The organism is Shewanella sp. MF08487 (assembly GCF_050848685.1).
In the GTDB taxonomy this organism is placed as follows: Bacteria; Pseudomonadota; Gammaproteobacteria; order Enterobacterales; family Shewanellaceae; genus Shewanella; species Shewanella glacialipiscicola.
In genome coordinates this window covers 35,017-53,358 of record NZ_JBOZPB010000001.1, presented here as the reverse complement: position 1 = coordinate 53,358, position 18,342 = coordinate 35,017, and the positions used below count along the sequence as shown (strand labels likewise).

Here is an 18,342-nt window from a genome sequence, read left to right as displayed (position 1 = left end):
TACAGCTCAGTTTACGAATGCTAGGCTAGATTGAACTTATCTTTCACTTTGGCTCTGAGCAATAACCAGTTGAGTTGCTTTGCCGCCGCGTTAAATGCGGTTAAATGCGCTTGATAGTCTTTAGCCGGTAAATATTGGTACTTCAGCGCTACATAACTTTGTGTCAAGGTTTGGAACAGCGTGCAAAGCTTTGGTGCACTGTGTTGGTATTGCTCGATAATCTGCTGCGCAAATTGATTGGGTCCATCACTGTCTTTGCGCTTAATGCCGAGGTGTGCAAGACGATTACAGAGCTGTTGATAATGAGTACTAATGGGATCGCCTTGAACTCTAAAATGTAATAAGCCCGCGCTGTAGGCGATATAGAGCACGATAAGGCTGATACAGAGCCCCATAAAGACCGCGATTTTAGTGTGAGTCACATCGCCTAAAATGCCACTGAGCACTTGATTTTGCTTCTCTTGGTTAAAACCCAGTACCCACACGCTCCAGTAATAATCTATGCTGGCAAAACGTTGTCTTAACTCATTGAGCCAAGGCATTGATTTAAATCGTAAGCTACTAAAAGGGCTTTCCTGCAGGTAACTCTGCTCGGGATCAAATTGGGCGTCGAATCCCTGTTCGATACGATTGGGCGCCACCATAGCGGTGGGGTCGAAACGCACCCAACCTTCATCTTCAAGCCAAACCTCAGCCCATGCGTGGGCCATATATTGATACACACTGTAGTAACCCGCTTGCGGATTAAATTCACCGCCCTGATAGCCTGTGACCATACGCGCGGGTAAGCCTGTGGCCCGCGCCATAAAAATGAAGGCTGCGGCATAATGAACACAAAAACCGGCTTTGTTTTCAAATAGAAAATCATCCACTTGCTGCGGCCCAAGGGGAGGCGGTGTGAGTGTGTAGAAGAAAGGTTCACTATTAAAGTGGCCCATCATGGCCCATAGCCGTGGCTTAGGCGCGGGATACTGAGTCTTAAACTGCTCAGCTAACGCCAAAGTGCGTGGATTACTTTGGCTCGGCAGTTCGAGGTTAATCTGCCTTTGCCGCGCCGAGAGCTTGAGATCCATCTTCGCCTTGGGCCAAGACTCCACTTGATAACTCATTCGCTGATCGACATTGCGCAGCGCTAACAGTCGATAGTCGGGCATATTGACCACGCTATCATCTTGGCTGTAGGCAACATCGAGACCAAATAACCACGGCTGGTGGCTCGGCTCAGCAATCACTTGATAACGAAGACTAGGCTTATCTTGCACACCTGATGCTGTCTCTTGATCTTCGCTGCTTATCGGAGCAGGACTATTACTTATGGGATCACTCATTGGATCACTCATGGGATTAGGATTATTGACCATCAATGCTGGGCTGGGCCTAGAGGGCGGAAACAGCAGGGCATCTTTTTGCAACTGTTTAATCCCCACGTCTTGGCGCCAAGTGACACCATCATAGTTCTCCATCACGAGGGCGCGCCAATATAACTCGGCATTAATGGGCTTTGCATTGGTAAAACTCGCCCTAAAGGCAAGTTCAGTCGAACGGGTGAGCTTACCTATATCACCAATCGCCAGACTATCGGACAAGCCCGTTTGGGCTTCTTTCATGTTGGGCACTAACCAGAGCGGCGCAAGACGCGGTAATACTAAAAACAGCAGTAGCGCGAGGGGCACACTCTGCAATAAAAATTTGCCACCGATCCAAGCCGTGTGTTTTAAGGATTGCTTATCTTGATACAAAGTCACGAGTACGCAGGTATTGATCAGCGTTACCACGAGTAAATGAGCGGTATTAAGCAGGGATTGATGGTCGATAAAGGTCAGCGCGATAATAAAATAGCCAGCGAGGACGACAACGCGCACATCCCTTTGATTACGCATTTCAATGTATTTTAAGGCATAACCTAACAGCAGCAGATTCACTAGCGCATTGAGTAAACCAATTTCCTTTGAAACGAGTGCTAATGTGACCGCAGAGCCGATTGCAAGACTCGTCACCAAAAAACGCGGTGGTTTTGCCACTTTGCCGACATAAATCCCCACACGCCACAGTAAACAGATAGCGCAAATGCCCAAAGTCCAAGGCGTGGTTTTATCAAATAGTGGGCTCAGTACGGCAATATTGGTGATCAATAACCAAAAAAGTGTCTGGCGGCTAATATTGTCGCCGATTTGCGGTGCTGTGCTATTGGCCGCTAACTTCATACTTGCTCCCTCGAGGTAGGGATATGATGCTGCTTGCGGGGAGCTTGATTCGTTTTTTGTGGGTGATTAGCGGCTGATGACTGATATGGGGGCTTCGCCGTTGAAGGCGCTAATTGTGGATATAAGGCAATGGCTTTTTGACAGGCGATCCTATGGTGATTGCCTATCGCGGGCGCGATCAGCACATCGTCTCCCATTGGGTTTTGCAGATGTAAGCCAAAATACTGCTCAAGTTGCGTGAGTTTATTGACTTGCCAGCTTAATTGACCCAATTGGGTTTCGAGGCGTTTGGCATCGGGTCTGAGCCTTAACCAGACGGGATCACCTTGGGGCTGCTGGAATTCTTTAGTCAACATGCCGCGACCCTGTGCCCATTGTTTCCATGCCACTTGCTTGAGGGATTCGCCGAGCACATGGGGTTTAAGGCCTTTAAACTCATCAATCCCCGACACATGTTTACCCGCGAGTAACAGGGGATCTTGCTCCGACTGAGTATGATCAGCCTCAAGCTGCAACTGTGCTTCAATTGGTTGGGCAAAGACTAAGTGACTAATGGCCAAATCCACATGGGACCACGCGCGGCAAAGCCCTAAGGGAAAGAAGGATTCAATTTTGAGCCGACCCGGTGACACTTGACCCCGCTGATGATATTCGAAGGGCACGAGCGCTTGTTGTTCATCTGTACCCAGGTTCTGCACCGTATAAGTGCGATTATGCGGATAGTTAAGTTGTATGTTATGGCCACTGTGGTGCGTGCTGATGAGGACGGGAAAGGTTAAGGTTTCGCCCGCATAGACTTCGGGCGGCGTCGTGGCCCGTAAATGTAAGCCAGCCAGATTTTTGTAACTGTAGAGAATGCAGGTATTAAAGAGGCTTAGGAGTAAGATGCTGAGGCCAATGACTAAGTTATTTTGATAGTTAGTGCCGAATAGATATAAAAGTAAAACCAGACCGAGCCAAACTAACCCAAAACCGCTCGGCAGAATAAAAATGCTGCGATGGCTTAAGGTGATTTCGGGACTCGGTGGCAAGCGTCTTGCTAACCAACGTTGCCAAATCGGGACTAACGTCGGAATGAAAGTCGGGCGTATCAGTCGTTTCACTTCTGTATCATTTCCTTGGTTTAATACGTTAACTGCATACTTTAGCGATATCTTCTCATTACAGTATCTTGCTACATAATAGGGTTAACACTGGCGAGAATTCGTTCAGATAGGGCCTCACCCTGTAATTGGCTACTGGTTCTGAGTCTATGCTCCGCTACACAACAAAATACCGCTTGCACATCTTCGGGGACTAAATAAGGTCGGCCTTCTAAAAAGGCCCATGCCTTAGCCGCTTGTAATAGCGCTTTGGTGGCACGCGGTGATAACCCCACGCTGTCACTTTGGCTACGGGAAAAATTCACTAAGGCCAGAATATAATTGAGTAAGGCATCGGAAGCGCTGACTTTGTCGCACTGCTCTTGCAGTTGCATTAAGGCCAGGGGGGTCAGGCATTGGGGCAATTGATCTAAGGTTAAGTGGTTATGATTGCTTTTAAGCATAGCGAGTTCAGCATCGTGGCTTGGATAACCAATAGACAGACGCATCATAAACCGGTCGAGCTGCGATTCTGGTAGCGAAAATGTACCGGATTGATCGGTGGGATTTTGAGTCGCGATCACAAAGAAAGGATTGGGCAATCTGTGGGTGATGCCATCGACGGAAATTTGTTGTTCGGCCATCGCTTCGAGTAAAGCGCTTTGTGTCTTAGGGCTGGCGCGATTAATTTCATCGGCCAAAATCATCTGCTTAAAAATCGGCCCGGGATGAAAGATAAATTGCGCCTGATGTTGATCAAAAATCGACACGCCAAGAATGTCTGCCGGTAGCATGTCACTGGTAAATTGGATCCGCTGGTAACTCAAGCCCAAGCTTTGGGCTATACCATGGGAAATACTGGTTTTACCCATGCCAGGTAAGTCTTCAATCAATAGATGGCCGCGGGCGAGAATACAGGCCAAAGCAAGCCGAATTTGCCTAGGTTTACCCAGCAATACTTGTTCAAGTTGTTGTAGTAATTCGCTGATCCCAGATTGTGCCACGGGCGACTCCTAATGCAGTTGAAAGCGTAGCTAACCCGAACTCGGGATAAGCTCTGTGTCTCTACAAGTTAACTAAATATACATGTGAAAACAGATAAGCTTTATCACTATGGCGGATCATCGCCTGCTTATCCAGTGGCATTTCTATTGCGAAATCAATTACTCGACTGAGTTAGATTTTGACTTGAGTCTGCTGGTGGCACAAGTCAAAGGGCGAAGCATGGTCCGTGTAATGCAAAGCGTATGACTGCGGGTGGGGTGAATAAATCACGATTTAAACAAAAGACTTAGGCTAAGGTGGATCCCATATTTCGCGGCGCTGGATCATGATTTACTCTCCTATTCTTTGAATTTAGAAAAACATGGGTAATGGGAATGAAAGTGGTTTTACAAATTGAAATAATATGAGCATTAGGAGAGATGTTCTAGGGTTTGATTTTAGAGGCTACTAATTGTAAATCAATGCGTTGGGTGCTAGTCGATAATAAGGTTTGGGTTTGGAAATAAGGACTCGATGCTGCGAGTATGTGCATCGAGTCCTATTTTAAATACTATTTAATAAGCAAAGTTAAGTTCGGCTTCGCTGAATAATGGCTGCGCTTTTTGTTTTTGCGCCTCATAAATCAATCTATAGCTGAGGACGGCTTGAACATATTCACGGGTTTCGGTAAAAGGAATCGCTTCAATAAAGCCCATAGCATCGAGTTTACCATCTGAGTTTGCTAACCAGCGACGTACTCTTGATGGCCCCGCATTATAGGCCGCGGTGGCGAGGATACGGTTTTGATTAAACTCTTTCAATAACTGGGCATAGTAAGCACTTCCAAGGTTGAGATTGAGCTCCGCGTTGTAGAGATCCTTCGGATCGTTATATTTTGCACCTTGTTTTTTAGCGGTTGCTTTAGCCGTAGCAGGCATAATTTGCATTAAACCGCGGGCACCCACACCAGAGGTTGCATAAAGATAGAAGGCGCTCTCACGGCGGCTAATAGCACGAATTTCATCGATGTTTACTTTATGCTTGTTACTAGCATGCTCAAAGCCTTCTTGGTGCGCCATAGGGAAGCGTAGCGGTATATCATCCCACAATTTACCTTGAATACTGGCTTCAACGCCAAAATCGTACCAGCCCTGTTCGTGGGCATAACGACCATAACGGGCACGCATAGTGTTATCACTGCGTTTGAGCAGCGATATCCATTCGTAGCGCGCATCAAAATAGCGGTCCAGAGCCATTAATTCTTGCACCCTAACAAAGCCTACATCATCGGTTAACTTTTGACTGCTGGTATCGACAACGGGCTCGGGGCTTTGATTAAGCGACACCGGTTTGTTTAAGTACTGCGCCGCGGCAAAACCGTAAAAATTGCGTTCATTACTGATAGTGGCAAGTGCCTTGGTGGCACTCTCTGGCGCATCTTTGGCATTGGTACGATAGAGCCAATATTGCCAACGTTCTTTAGCTAAGGTTTCGGGTTGTAGCAGGTTCAAATATCGCGCAATGCTGCGCATGTCATGATCGCGAATTGCCCATCTTAAACGGCGCTCAAACAAGTCGTCATTTTTTAACGTAGCTATTTCGGCGTCGGCATAGTCTTTATGGTCATCATCTTGTTCAATTAATACGCGGCGAACCAAGTATTTATTTAATTGTTCTGCCTGAGCTGGCGTGAAACGATGGGCATTTTGATACCGAGTATATAAATTAATGGCTTGATCGAGGTCCTTGCGAGCAAGGCGTTTTAGCCCCGCGGCAACAATGTCACCGACAATGGGATTTTTATCATTAAATTTTTCGGTATGGCGCAAACTATTAGGATCTTTAAATACGGCGACTAAGCGTTTTGCTTCGTTATTGTGGGTGGTGATTTTTTGGGATAAATAACTCAGTAGACTTGTTTCACCGGCCTCAAAACTCAGCATCATCCGTGCCCATACGACATCTTGTGTACGTTTACCGGCTTTGGTCCAAGTATTAAATAGTGGATCACATTCCTTTGGCCGTGAACCACCATAAACCCACAGAGATTGCGCGGCAGCATAGGCGGTTTTAATGTCACCTTGTGCCAGTTTTGCTTCAAAGAAGTAACATTGCAGGCGGATATCGGCGGGGGCTGCTTGGGCGATAGTCAGGTAATCATTCCAACGATTTTGGCTGCCAGCATTGTATAAGTATTTAGACCTTAACCTGTTGTACATAGGCGTGGTCTCATACTTTTCAATTAATGATTTAGCCGCAAAACCAGATAAGCCATTGAGATTACCAATATCAATATCGTGATCTAAGTAGATTGCCAGCGGATAATCACCGAGTTTTGCTCGCAGAGGTTTGTAAACTGCATAGTCTTGCTTTTTTAATGCTTGTTCAGCTTCTATAAAGATTTTTTGCGTCGATGTTAGCGCAAGTGCAGCAGGGGCATTGAGTGCACCTGCAAGCAATATTGCACTAGAGATAACCACATTCATAACGGCTTTGCACATGGCGCATTTGCCTCCGGGCATTCAGGTTTCAATCGACATTTTTGCATCGATTCAAGGTAATTAGTGAGTATTTCGTTGTTTATTCAGCACCGCATTAAGCGGGTTCGAGTTCGGTATTGCTGCGCTCTGGCTGCAAATTGGCATCAAGCTCATCGTCCTGTGTGTCATTATCATCTTGAGCTTCATTGAGCGCTTTTTCGAGCAGCATTTTATCCAGTTGTTTACTGGTATCGACACCAAGTTGTTGCATTAAATGAGCTTGGCGTACAAGGTTACCTTTACCCGATGACAATTTGTTCATCGCACTGTGATAGGTTTTTTCGGCGTTATCTAAGGCGCGGCCGAGTTTTTCCATATCTTCAATATAACCACATAACTTGTCGTAAATGCGGCCCGCTTGCTTGGCAATCGTTTGCGCGTGTTGATTTTGGTATTCATAGCGCCAAATATTATTAATTGTGCGCAGGGCCACCAATAAATTGGTTGGGCTGACTAACATAATATTTTGCTCAAGGGCAAAATTGACTAGGCTAGGATCATGTTCTAACGCCAGTAAAAATGCCGGTTCAATAGGAATAAACATCAACACATAATCGAGGCTCTTAAGCCCGTGCAGATTTTGATAATCCTTTTGACTCAATCCCTTAATGTGGCTGCGAATCGAGATCACATGCTCATTAATCGCCTGTTGGCGCAGGGCAGGATCTTCACTGTTAAAGTAACGCTCATAACTGACCAACGACATTTTAGCATCGATGACCACATCTTTATTTTCTGGCAGATGGACAATGACATCCGGCTTAAAGCGTTTGCCGTTATCGTCCTTTAAATCTTGTTGAGTATGGTACTCGTGGCCTTCACGTAGGCCACTTTCCTGCAATACGCGATCGAGGATCACTTCACCCCAGTTGCCTTGCTGCTTGTTATCACCCTTAAGCGCTTTAGTCAGGTTGATGGCGTCTTGACTCATCTTAAGATTGAGATCCCTTAGGTGCTCAAGTTGATGTTTAAGAGCACTGCGCTCGGATTGTTCGTGGGTGTAGGACTCACGAATTTGCTGCCTGAATCCTTCAAGCTGTTGTTTTAATGGCCCAAGTACACCTTCAAGTTGACTGGCATTTTGGTGCTTAAAGTTTTCACTACGCTCTTCAAAAATACGATTCGCGAGGTTTTCAAATTGGGTTTGAAGGCGTACCTCAGCCGATTCGAGACTGGCGATTTTATCCTGCAGTGACTCTTGCTGGGCATCGGCCTTGGCTTGAATGGTTTGCTGCATAGCATTGGATTTTGACAGCGCTAATTGAATTTCTAGTTGGCGGCGCTGGCTATCAGTTAATTGCTGCTCTAAAGTGGGAACGCGTTCCGCTAAGGCTTCGGCTTTACCTAATTGCTCAATTTTAAGTTCAAGACGCTGTTGGTATTGGCGTAACTGTGCTTCTTTGTCATCGACCAAAACTTGCTGTTGTGCCAAGGATAATTCGGCATCTTCGTTCACTTGACGCATTTCTTGTTCAAGTTGGTCTTTGTGTTCTTGCCAGCGTTGGCGTGTGAGCCTTTGATTGAGCAGTGCACCTATCAACAAGCCCAAAAAAGCAATCGCGAGAAGGCCGATGATTTCGGCGACAGAAAAAGATTGAAAAAATGGCATGTTCAATAGCACTCCTTTAGCATTGACGTCTAGGTTCGCATGCTCAATAACAGGCTTCAAGCCCTTTAAGCAACTATATCTGCGCTTAATGCCTGAATGAGCAAGTCTTATACGTTTAAGGTGAATTTATTCACGGGTAGAAAGTTTTTTTGGCTTTTACCTGTCTATATAACAGTGTGCGATACAGACGAGCGCCAGATAAGGTTTTATCGCGACTCGATAGCTTAAATTATCAGATTGCAGAGGTGTCAATTGGCTAAAAATTCTCGTTTTACCCCAGGTATTCTCAAAAAAGCGCAGTGGCACATGCAAGATAATCAAGTGACTCCCGAAGCGGTATTTCGCTCGCGTAGACAGATTGTAAAAGTAATGGGCCTCGGTGCTATCGGCGCCAGTGTGCCAGGTTATGTGCAAGCCGGATTATTCGATTTATTTGGCGAACAGCCTAAATCATCCTTTATCACTACGCCACTGACCTTTCAAACCAATAAATACTACGGCGACACCGATGTGTTAACGCCGTTTGATAAAGTTACCCAGCACAATAACTTTTTTGAGTTTGGTACGGACAAGCAAGATCCTTCCAATAATGCCCAAGACTATAAAGTCGATCCTTGGCAACTGCGTATTGAAGGTGAAGTTGAACGGCCAATGACCTTAGATTTTAATGATCTGACAACTATGTTCCCGCTTGAAGAGCGCAACTATCGTCTACGCTGCGTTGAAGCTTGGTCTATGGTCGTTCCTTGGGTGGGCTTTCCCTTGGCGGCATTATTGAAAAAAGTTGGCGTCACGAATAAAGGCAAATATGTTGCTTTTGAAACGGCCTTTGATCCCGAACAAATGCCGGGCCAAAAGAGTCGATTAATGGGCGGTGGCATTCATTATCCCTATGTTGAAGGCCTCACGATAGCCGAAGCCATGAACGATTTAACCTTAATGTCGGTCGGTTTGTACGGTAAAACCCTGCCACCGCAGAACGGTGCTCCCATTCGCTTGGTGGTGCCATGGAAATACGGTTTTAAGAGTATTAAATCAATTGTGCGAATTCGGGTAATGGATAAACAACCGCCAACCAGTTGGAACCAGCTTGCTTCACACGAATATGGATTTTATGCCAACGTCAATCCGGCGGTAGATCATCCGCGCTGGTCACAGGCCACAGAGCGCCGCATTGGCGAGGGTGGATTATTTTCAGCCACCCGTATCGATACCCAACCATTTAATGGTTATGGCGAATTTGTTGCTTCACTTTATGACGGTATGGACTTGAGGAAAAACTATTAATGGTTTGTTTGTTGTCTCGTTTGCAGCAAGGCGGGCATAATCTATGTTCAGGCTAACCCCTAAGCACTTGTTTTGGCTAAAAGCATTGTTTCATTTGTTAGGGTTACTGCCTATCGCCTATTTAGTGTTAACTGTGATATTGGGCCGCGCGGGTGGCGATCCCGTGCAGCACATTATTCACTACACAGGCATAGGTGCGTTAAATGCTTTAGCCGCCACCTTACTGATTTCACCTATTGCTAAGCTGACAAAGCAAGGGCTATTAATGCAAACTCGCCGTTTGGTGGGCTTATATGTGTTTGCCTATGCCACTTTGCATATTCTGGCATTTTTCAGCTTAGATCTGCTGTTTGCTTGGGGGTTATTGTTTAGTGAGGTCGTAAAACGGCCGTATATTTTAGTTGGCGCAGTGGCTTATCTTATCGTCACCGCTTTGGCGATAACTTCGTTTAAAGCCTTGATGCGTAAGATGGGACGTCGTTGGCAAACCTTGCACTATGGGGTGTATTTAGTCGCGATATTGGCGCCAATCCATTTTTACTGGTCGGTAAAATCAGAAATCATTGAGCCGAGTTTGTATATCTTAGGTTTTAGTGTGTTATTGCTGTGGCGTATGCCTTGGTTTAAACGCAGGTTTAGCCGAAAAGGGGTAAACAAAACGGCACAAAAGGTGACAAGTGCAGCAAGTTAAATAGCGACAATCCAACGTCAGCACAACGCGAGTTGTTAATCTTGAGGTGGTTTTACAAGTGGTTTTACGAGTTTAAATGCCTATGCTAAATATGCAGCATAAAAAATGCCGAACTTAACCTTCGGCATTTTTATTGTTCAGTTTTAACCTAGTGAATAGGCCGCGATTTAACCTAAACCTTGTGTCATTGATTTCATTTGAATGAACTCAATTTTATAACCGTCTGGGTCTTCAACAAAAGCAATCTCAGTGGTGCCGCCTGCGACTGGACCTGGGGCGCGAGTGACTTTGCCACCGGCTGCAGCAATAGCAGCACAACGGGCGTAAATATCTTCATCGCCTATGGCTAAATGGCCGAAACCAGTACCTAAATCGTACTTGTCTGTGCCCCAGTTGTAGGTCAGTTCGACTACGGCTTGGCCGGTAGACTCTTCACCGAACCCTACGAAAGCTAAAGAATATTTGTACTCTGGATTTTCTGAGGTACGAAGGAGTTTCATGCCAAGCACGTCAGTATAAAAAGTAATACTGCGTTCTAAGTTACCGACACGGATCATAGTGTGTAATAGTTGTGACATAGGGTTCTCTTGATAAATAAATTACCCGTCGAGTATATCAAAAATGCGTCTAGGGATGAGGATAAATGTAGTTCTTAGTGGACTTTGTTGTGCTTAAGTCAATCGAGTACAAGGGCTCCATCCGATTAACTTTTATGTCTTGTGATAAAGAAATAGCCGATAAATTGGCTGTTGCTCACAAAACACAGATCCAAATATGGGTTTTTGTCATGGGCTTGTTGATAATGTCGTTGTACCCACTAGGAGATTGAATAATGAACATCGAACTAAAAATGGCCTTAGGCACGACTGTTGTTATAGCGTTATTTTTCAGCGCGTTCTTCGTTTCCATTTTTTGACGAACATATAAGTTTTAATTAAGCTTGTACCTCATTAAGCAAAAAAAGTCGCTAATGCGACTTTTTGTTTGTCTGTGATTTAATGCGCGTAAGAGTTAAAAATGAATTTAATATCTGGTTTAGCGGAACTGAAATGAACTTCATTGCTGATCCTAATGCGAGGTGTAATGCCACAAACACTGCGAATAACTAGACTACATCGCTTGAGGCTTATTCATCAGGATAAATTTTATCTTTAAACTCGCATAAATCTTCGATGATACAGCTGCCGCAGCGCGGTTTACGGGCGAGGCAAGTGTAGCGCCCGTGCAGGATAAACCAGTGGTGCACATCGACTTTAAATTCCGCAGGCACGACTTTCAGCATTTTCTCTTCCACTTCGACCACGTTCTTGCCCAGGGCAAATTTAGTGCGATTGGCGAGGCGGAAAATATGCGTATCTACCGCAATAGTGGGCCAACCAAACGCAGTATTGAGCACCACGTTTGCCGTTTTGCGGCCAACGCCGGGCAGAGACTCTAGCGCTTCTCTATCTTCAGGAACTTCACCATGATATTTCTCAATTAAGATCTCACACGCTTTGATGACATTGACAGCTTTGTTGTTATATAAGCCGATGGTTTTTATATATTGTTTTAAACCATCCACCCCTAGGGCATAAATACTGCAGGGAGTATTAGCAACGGGAAAGAGCTTATCAGTTGCCTTATTCACACTCACATCCGTTGCCTGTGCCGATAAGGTCACTGCGACCAAAAGCTCGAAGGGGCTAGAAAAATTGAGTTCGGTTTCAGGTTTCGGATTGTTATCGCGAAGACGAGTGAGGATCTGGATGCGTTTTACTTGGTTCATATTAGCTAACCTTAGTGATCCGTGCACGGGTAACACTCGGTTCAGTGGCGACTTCTGGTTGGCGTTCCTTGAGTTTTTTATCAATCACATTTTTGAGGGCAATAAGTAATCCCATAATGATAAAAGCGCCCGGTGGCAGCATCGCCAATAAGAAAGGCGTGTCCACTTGCCATAGGTGGACCGTTAATGATGTTGCCCAAGGACCAAGTAATAAATCGGCGCCTTCAAACAGTGTACCTTGACTTAATATTTCCCGCGTAGCGCCAAGTACTGTTAGCACTAAGGTAAACCCCAGCCCCATCATTAAGCCATCAAAGGCAGCACTAAAGGCATTATTGCGTGAAGCAAAGGCTTCGGCGCGGCCAATGATAATGCAGTTTGTTACAATCAAAGGCAGAAATATCCCCAGTGATACATACAAACCGTAGGCGTAGGCGTTAATGAGTAATTGCACTGTGGTGACAAGCGCCGCAATGATCATCACAAACACGGGAATACGGATTTCTTTTGGTACATAATCACGCACCAAAGACACCAATATGTTAGAACCTATCAGCACCAACATGGTGGCGATACCGAGCCCTAGGGCATTGGTTATCGTGGCGGTCACCGCAAGCAACGGACACAGACCTAAAAGCTGCACTAGGCCAGGGTTATTTTTCCACAGGCCTTGCCAAGCTATTTCGCGATAATTAGTCATGTTTGGCCTCACAATTCAATGGTTGGCTGAAGATTTGCGTTTGGTTATTATTGAAATACCAGACGACATTTTTTACCGCTTTAACATAAGCGCGTGGGGTGATGGTTGCACCGGTGAATTGATCAAAATCCCCACCATCTTTTTTAACTAACCATTGTTTGTCATCTTGTGAATCTAATACTTTACCGACAAATTGGTTGACCCAATTGGATTTACGTAACTCGATTTTATCACCTAACCCGGGTGTTTCTTGGTGGGTTAAAGTGCGAACACCTAATACTTCGCCTTGGGTGTTAACCCCAACAATCAGCTTAATATTACCGTTATAGCCATCAGGCGCGATGGCCTCAATGGCGATAGCAACCGGCTTACCCGCCATTGTTGCAATGTAGGCTGGCATGGGGTTATCAGTGCCTAAGGCATCTTTATCTAACAATAAAGTACATTGCGCCGTGAGATCGTTATCGTGTATCTCATCGGGAATTAATTGATGTAAGACTCGCATTAATTCTTGTTGTTCTTGTTGCGTTATTTTGTCAGCAGTCTGTTGATTCACCACAGCGACTAAACCTGTGCAAATCAGGGCAAACAGTGCCAACAAAAACCCATTTTTAATCATCGGATTATTCAAAACGATTTCCTTAAACTCTTGTTACTCACGCCGTCATGCATTTTCGATAATGACGTTAGCCCGCAGAGTGGCCATAGGCCCGTGGCCGCACATAATAGTCAATAAAGGGCGCACACAGGTTTGCCAGTAATACGGCAAAAGCAAAGGCGTCAGGGTAACCGCCTTTAGTACGAATGATATACACCAATACACCAATCAAGACCCCAAAGATAATACGGCCGCGAGGGCTGGTTGCTGCAGTGACAGGATCGGTGGCGATAAAAAACGCCGCTAACATGGTCGCGCCAGAAAATAAATGCATCAGTGGGCTGGCTTGGGTATCAGGCGACAGTAAAAAGCCGATACTGGATGCCACAAAGAGCCCTAATAACACGCCAGTGCTGATGTGCCAACGGATAGCTTTAAGCTTGAGTAGCACTAAACCGCCAGCAAGATAGGCTAAATTCACCCAAAACCAACCTACACCTGTGCTGCCATCAAAAATCGCTTTAGTCATGCTTTCAGTGCTGGTTAATCCCATCGATAAATCGGTTTTGAGGGTATCAAGTGGCGTGGCCATGGTGGTACCGTCAATGCCTAAACGGAATTGATTAATATCAATGTGAGCACCTAGATTGAAAATAATCTGCAGGCTATCAATAAAACTTGGTGAGTTTAGCGCAACACTACTGGGGGCGACCCAAGTCGTCATTTGCAGTGGGAAAGACACTAAAAGTAATACGTAAGCCGCCATCGCGGGATTAAACAGATTATGCCCTAAGCCACCGTAAAGGTGCTTCACAATGACAATCGCAAAAGCTGCGCCCATCACTATCATCCACCAAGGCGCAAGAGGGGGAATAGCGACACCAATTAAGATGGCGGTGAGCATGGCGCTGTTATCGCTTAAGCTTGCTTTGATGTTGCGCTGGCGAAGTTTCATTACGGCAGCTTCGCAGCTTAAGGCGACAAGAATCGCCAGTAACACTTGGATGAGTGTGCCCCAGCCAAAAAAGGCACATTGCAGCACAAGTCCAGGCAGTAAACATAAAATCACCCGTTGCATAACGGTTGAGGTATGCAAGTTGTGCGTTACATGGGGTGATGAGGCAATTTTAAACGCCATCGTGATTCCTTTTTATCATTCTATTCTTAATCATTAGCAACACTTGAATCGCTCGAAGCGTTGGCTTCTTGGGCGAGTGCCGCTTTTTTGGCTTTCGCCTTGGCGATAGTCGCAGCAATCCGTGCTTTTTTAAGCTCATCGCCTGATAAGGCTGCCGTTTCAATTTGTTCTGCGGATGGTAAAACGGCTTCGGGTTTAGCTGCAACGGCGTCAACTGCTGCTATCGACGGCGATGCCACGTTAGCTTTAGTTTGAATGTCGTCAACTGACGTGGACTCGGCCTCTAAGCCAGACTTAGGCTCCGCAACTGACGCCGCTGCTTTCTTTGCTTTGGCACGAGCAACTGCGGCAGCCACTTTCGCCTTTTTAATCGCTTCAGCATCGTTAGCGTCAGTATCAGTAGCTGCTGCATTAACTACGGTTTCAACATCGGCATTTAAAGCGGTTTGAACGCTGGCAGTGGATTCAGTTTCTGAGGTTGTAGTCAGGTTTACACCGTTTTCAGAGTCTGCTTGCTGCGCTGCTTTCTTGGCCTTTGCCCGCGCTACTGCGGCAGCCACTTTGGCCTTTTTATCATCGGCAGCGCTGGCTTCTGGTGTACTGTCAGTCGTTTCAAGCGGCGCGGTATTGGCTTGCTGGGCCGCTTTTTTAGCTTTGGCGCGAGCAATGGCCGCGGCGACTTTGTCCTTCTGAGATAACGGTGCTCCTTGCGCGATTGCATCTGTTGCTAAGAAGGATTCATCACTTGCATCAACATTCACCACATTGTTTGTATCTGCACTATTTGTATCTACACCATCTGCATTCACTTGGGCGGCTTTCTTCGCCTTAGCGCGGGCGATGGCTGCGGCAACAGCAGCTTTACCCTTGGGCGCGTCTGTCGTATCAGTGCTTGTGACGTTTGATTGATGATTCGATGATTCTTCATTCGACAAATCTTCAGTTGCTGATTGTGCCGCTGCGGCTTTTTTCGCTGCAATACGCGCCATCGCTTCAGCGACAGCATTTTTATCTGTGCCAGTCATGGTCGCTTGTCGACGCTCAGCGGCTTCTTTTGCCTTAGTTTCGCGGGCGATTTTTTCTTCTTCAAGGCGCATTAAACGGGCATCAAAACGTTGTTTAGCGCGCTCTGCCTGTTGTTTTTCATCAGCGCTGTGCTTTAGGGCCGATTTTGCAATACGATAATATTCGACTAAGGGAATATCACTTGGGCAGACGTAACTACAGCAACCACATTCAATACAATCCTTTAGATTGAAACTGGCGGCTTTGTCGTATTCTCCTGACTTGGCATGCCAAAAGAGTTGCTGTGGCAATAAGAGTGCAGGGCAGGCAATAGCGCATTCGCCGCAACGAATACAGGCTTTTTCCTCTGGCGTAGTCCCAATTTCTTGGCTACTTGGCACCAAAATACAATTGGTGCCTTTTAAAATAGGCACTTGGATATTCGCCAATGCGTGACCCATCATAGGCCCGCCAATAATCACTTTTTGTTCGGGCTCGGGGGTAAATGCTGTCGTGGCGAGTACGTGCTCAACCGGTGTACCTATGGGTAACCAGTAATTGCCAGGTTTACCTACATTGTTGCCCGTTACAGTAACGACTCGTTCAATCAAGGGTTTACCTTGGGTGACCGCTTGATAAATAGCAAATGCAGTACCCACGTTATGCACTACTATGCCGAGTTTGGCTGGGATTGCGCCCGAGGGCACTTCTCGGCCAGTGATAATTTGTATAAGTTGTTTTTCGCCGCCAGAAGGATATTTAGTCGGAATAACGGTGACGCGTATGCAACCGGCAGGGAGCGTGCTTTGCATCACCGCGGTTTGCATGGCGTTTATTGCTTCGGGTTTATTGTCTTCAATCGCGATAATAATGCGTTTTGGCGTTAATAAACGGTGGATAATGCCAATTCCGGCGAGAATGTCGTGGCTGTATTCACGCATTAATCTGTCATCGGCGCTGATGTAAGGCTCGCATTCAACGCCATTGATAATGACCAAATCGATTTCGCTAACCGGATTGAGTTTAATGTGGCTTGGAAACGCCGCGCCGCCCATTCCGGCAATCCCTGCAGTGCGAATTTTATCGATCATTTGTGGATTGTTGAGGTTTTCAAGCGCGCTTTGGGCTAGCTCGCACCAAGTATCATTGCCGTCGGCTTTAATAACGCAAGTGTTAACGGGTAAAGCTGAGGCATGATTACTCACTCTTGGCTCAATCGTAACAATCGTGCCTGATGTTGGCGCGTGCACAGGTAAGTGCCAAATAGAGGAGCCTTGAGTTAACGGCGCGCCCTTTAAGACTTTATCGCCAACCTTGACGATTAAAGTGCAGTTTTCGCCCACTTGAGGGACGGGCACTAAAAACGTCGAGGCCAATGGCAGTCGCCCAATTGGCGTGGTATTGGAGAGGAATTTGACTTCAGGAGGATGTATTCCACCGGGTGAGCGCCAAAGGTTTCCTTTATCTAATTGATCTAATAAAGTTAACACCGCTTATCCTCTTCTAACTGGGCTTTTGGGGCCATCGTATCTTTAGCAATAGCATCTTGAGCAGTGCCTTCTTGAATCATCGTCACTGGGATCGCATTTAAGCGCCAATCCCAATTTTTAATATTCTGGGTCACTGGGATCATATCAATACAATCGACAGGGCAAGGCTCAACACATAAATCACACCCAGTGCAGTCGGTTGTCAGTACGGTGTGCATGAGTTTACCTGCACCGATAATGGCATCTACAGGACAGGCTTGAATGCATTTAGTGCAGCCAATGCATTCGTCTTCACGAATATAGGCGACCTTTTTAACTTGAGATTGCGCTTCTGCATTGAGTGGCTCGGGATCAACCCCCATTAAACTGGCGAGTTTTTCCATGGTGGCAGTGCCACCCGGAGGGCATTTGTTGATTTTTTCACCGTTAGCTATGGCTTCAGCGTAAGGGCGACAACCCGGATAACCACATTGGCCACACTGGGTTTGCGGTAAAATAGCTTCGAGAACATCGACAATCGGATTGCCTTCAACCTTAAATTTAAGGGCGGCAAATCCGAGTATGATCCCAAAGACTAACGCTAATAGCGTTAATAATATAACTGCAATTAAAATTCCGGACATCTTACTTAACCAATCCTGTGAATCCCATAAAAGCGAGGGACATAAGGCCTGCGGTAATCATCGCAATCGCGCCGCCTTTGAAGGGTAAGGGCACATCGGCAGCAGCTAAACGCTCACGCATTGCCGAGAACAGAATTAACACTAAGGAGAAACCCACCGCAGCACCAAAACCATAAACCGCCGATTGAATAAAATCATGCTTCTCGTTGACGTTAAGCAAGGCCACACCGAGGACTGCACAGTTGGTGGTGATAAGCGGCAGGTAAATCCCTAAGGCGCGGTGCAGCGTCGCACTGGTTTTTTGCACAACCATTTCAGTAAATTGCACTACAACGGCAATCACTAAAATAAAGCTCATCGTACGTAAGTAACTTAAATCAAAGGGTAATAATAAATATTGATTAACGAGATAACTCAAAATAGAGGCTAAGGTCAGCACAAATGTGGTTGCCATACACATGCCAATAGCGGACTCCAATTTACTGGAGACCCCCATGAAAGGACATAGGCCTAAGAATTTCACTAAAACGAAATTGTTAACCAGCACTGTACTGATTAACAGGAGGAGATATTCAGTCATCTCAATACTTTTCTAAACGGATCTTAGCGGTATTATCGACTTT

General features: G+C 45.9%; 15 protein-coding genes. 2 read left to right on the top strand and 13 right to left on the bottom strand.

Translation table 11 applies throughout. The features are described 5' to 3' along the window. Positions 1-20 precede the first annotated feature (20 nt). The 5 genes from ACRN9H_RS00255 to rmuC all read right to left on the bottom strand — a co-directional run bounded on the left by ACRN9H_RS00255 (position 21) and on the right by rmuC (position 8,419). Positions 21-2,204, bottom strand: a complete 2,184-nt coding sequence (locus tag ACRN9H_RS00255) for a transglutaminase TgpA family protein (protein WP_432311955.1) — start codon at positions 2,202-2,204, stop codon at positions 21-23. Continuing rightward, complete coding sequence (locus ACRN9H_RS00250; protein ID WP_432311954.1) at positions 2,201-3,307, bottom strand: DUF58 domain-containing protein; 1,107 nt, start codon at positions 3,305-3,307, stop codon at positions 2,201-2,203. The genes ACRN9H_RS00255 and ACRN9H_RS00250 overlap by 4 nt, the downstream gene beginning before the upstream one ends. A gap of 71 nt (positions 3,308-3,378) precedes the next feature. Continuing rightward, the gene (locus ACRN9H_RS00245) at positions 3,379-4,290 is read right to left on the bottom strand and encodes an AAA family ATPase (RefSeq protein ID WP_432311953.1); all 912 of its coding nucleotides are present in this window, start codon (positions 4,288-4,290) and stop codon (positions 3,379-3,381) included. Positions 4,291-4,845: 555 nt separating this feature from the next. Further along, a complete protein-coding gene (locus ACRN9H_RS00240; RefSeq protein WP_432311952.1) occupies positions 4,846-6,771 on the bottom strand; it encodes a transglycosylase SLT domain-containing protein in 1,926 nt (641 codons plus the stop codon). Positions 6,772-6,865: 94 nt separating this feature from the next. Beyond that, on the bottom strand, positions 6,866-8,419 hold the full coding sequence (gene rmuC, locus ACRN9H_RS00235) for a DNA recombination protein RmuC (RefSeq protein WP_432311951.1): 1,554 nt from the start codon (positions 8,417-8,419) through the stop codon (positions 6,866-6,868). A gap of 252 nt (positions 8,420-8,671) precedes the next feature. Between rmuC and msrP the strand changes: the two genes are divergently transcribed. Continuing rightward, positions 8,672-9,706, top strand: coding sequence for a protein-methionine-sulfoxide reductase catalytic subunit MsrP (gene msrP, locus ACRN9H_RS00230; RefSeq protein WP_432311950.1), 1,035 nt, complete (start codon positions 8,672-8,674; stop codon positions 9,704-9,706). A 43-nt stretch (positions 9,707-9,749) separates the two neighbouring features. Continuing rightward, complete coding sequence (gene msrQ / locus ACRN9H_RS00225) at positions 9,750-10,397, top strand: protein-methionine-sulfoxide reductase heme-binding subunit MsrQ (protein ID WP_432311949.1); 648 nt, start codon at positions 9,750-9,752, stop codon at positions 10,395-10,397. A gap of 167 nt (positions 10,398-10,564) precedes the next feature. Here msrQ and gloA read toward each other — a convergent pair whose 3' ends face one another. The 8 genes from gloA to rsxA all read right to left on the bottom strand — a co-directional run bounded on the left by gloA (position 10,565) and on the right by rsxA (position 18,299). Then, positions 10,565-10,975 (bottom strand): lactoylglutathione lyase, encoded by a 411-nt coding sequence (gloA, locus tag ACRN9H_RS00220; protein ID WP_220774351.1) that lies wholly within the window; start codon positions 10,973-10,975, stop codon positions 10,565-10,567. Between the two features lie 548 nt (positions 10,976-11,523). Then, positions 11,524-12,165: an endonuclease III gene (gene nth, locus ACRN9H_RS00215; protein WP_432311948.1), complete on the bottom strand. Its 642-nt coding sequence runs from the start codon at positions 12,163-12,165 to the stop codon at positions 11,524-11,526. A gap of 1 nt (position 12,166) precedes the next feature. Continuing rightward, positions 12,167-12,865, bottom strand: a complete 699-nt coding sequence (locus ACRN9H_RS00210; RefSeq protein WP_220774354.1) for an electron transport complex subunit E — start codon at positions 12,863-12,865, stop codon at positions 12,167-12,169. Further along, positions 12,858-13,496, bottom strand: a complete 639-nt coding sequence (gene rsxG, locus ACRN9H_RS00205) for an electron transport complex subunit RsxG (protein ID WP_432311947.1) — start codon at positions 13,494-13,496, stop codon at positions 12,858-12,860. The genes ACRN9H_RS00210 and rsxG overlap by 8 nt, the downstream gene beginning before the upstream one ends. Positions 13,497-13,551: 55 nt before the next feature. Next, positions 13,552-14,601: an electron transport complex subunit RsxD gene (gene rsxD, locus ACRN9H_RS00200; RefSeq protein ID WP_432311946.1), complete on the bottom strand. Its 1,050-nt coding sequence runs from the start codon at positions 14,599-14,601 to the stop codon at positions 13,552-13,554. Between the two features lie 26 nt (positions 14,602-14,627). Next, a complete protein-coding gene (gene rsxC / locus ACRN9H_RS00195; protein ID WP_432311945.1) occupies positions 14,628-17,096 on the bottom strand; it encodes an electron transport complex subunit RsxC in 2,469 nt (822 codons plus the stop codon). Beyond that, on the bottom strand, positions 17,090-17,719 hold the full coding sequence (gene rsxB / locus ACRN9H_RS00190; protein ID WP_432311944.1) for an electron transport complex subunit RsxB: 630 nt from the start codon (positions 17,717-17,719) through the stop codon (positions 17,090-17,092). Before rsxB ends, rsxC begins: the two co-directional genes overlap by 7 nt. Before the next feature lies 1 nt (position 17,720). Further along, positions 17,721-18,299: an electron transport complex subunit RsxA gene (rsxA, locus tag ACRN9H_RS00185; RefSeq protein WP_076500575.1), complete on the bottom strand. Its 579-nt coding sequence runs from the start codon at positions 18,297-18,299 to the stop codon at positions 17,721-17,723. Positions 18,300-18,342: the final 43 nt, after the last annotated feature.